1 protein-coding gene is annotated in these 1,272 nt (G+C 63.3%); it reads right to left on the reverse strand.

Annotated elements, in window-relative coordinates; all coding sequences use genetic code 11:
* Positions 1–2: 2 nt before the first annotated feature.
* The coding region (gene glyA / locus ACR0IK_RS24340; RefSeq protein ID WP_480643685.1) for a serine hydroxymethyltransferase at positions 3–1,272 on the reverse strand (1,270 nt) is incomplete at its 5' end.

Here is a 1,272-nt window from a genome sequence, read left to right on the forward strand (position 1 = left end):
ACTTACAGGTTAGGATAGATCGGGAATTTGGCGCAGAGGTCTGCGACCTCGGCTTTGACCTTGGCTTCGACGGCACCGTTTCCGTCTTCGCCATTGGCGGCCAGGCCGTCGACCACTTCGATGATCCAGTCGGCGATCTGGCGGAATTCAACCTCGCCGAAGCCGCGCGTGGTGCCGGCGGGCGAGCCCAGACGGATGCCGCTGGTGATGGTCGGCTTTTCCGGGTCAAACGGCACGCCGTTCTTGTTGCAGGTGATATGCGCGCGGCCCAGGGCCTTTTCGGTGGCGTTGCCCTTGACCCCTTTGGGGCGCAGGTCAACCAGCACCACATGGGTGTCGGTGCCATGGGTCACGGTGTCCAGTCCACCCTTGATCAGCTGGTCCGACAGCGCCTGCGAATTGACCACAACCTGCTTGATATAGTCCTTGAACGCGGGCTGCAGTGCCTCGCCAAAGGCCACGGCCTTGGCCGCGATCACATGCATCAGCGGGCCGCCCTGAATGCCGGGGAAGATGGCCGAATTCACTTTCTTGGCGATCGCCTCGTCATTGGTCAGGATCATGCCGCCGCGCGGGCCGCGCAGGGTCTTGTGCGTGGTGGTGGTTGCCACATGCGCGTGCGGGAAGGGCGAGGGGTGCTCTCCGGCCGCAACCAGACCGGCGAAATGCGCCATGTCGACATGCAGATAGGCGCCAACCATGTCCGCGATCTGACGCATCCGGGCAAAGTCGATCTGGCGCGGGATGGCCGAGCCGCCTGCGATGATCAGCTTGGGCTGGTGTTCCTTCGCCAGCGCCTCGACCTGATCGTAATCCAGTATGTTGTCCTGCTGACGCACGCCGTATTGCACGGCCTTGAACCACTTGCCCGACTGGTTGGGCGCGGCGCCGTGGGTCAGGTGACCGCCGGCATCCAGGCTCATGCCCAGAATGGTGTCGCCGGGCTGAATCAGCGCCTGGAACACGCCCTGGTTGGCCTGGCTGCCCGAATTCGGCTGCACGTTGGCAAACTCACAGCCGAACAGCTGCTTGGCGCGGTCGATGGCCAGGTTCTCGGCGATGTCGACGAACTGGCAACCGCCATAGTAGCGGCGCCCGGGATAGCCTTCGGCGTATTTGTTGGTCATCACCGAGCCCTGCGCCTCCATCACGGCGGCAGAGACGATGTTCTCGGACGCGATCAGCTCGATCTCGTCGCGCTGACGGCCAAGCTCGGATGTGATCGAGCCAAACAGCTCAGGGTCACGGTCGGCAAGGGACTGGGTGAAAAAA

The organism is Ruegeria sp. BF7 (genome assembly GCF_056538605.1).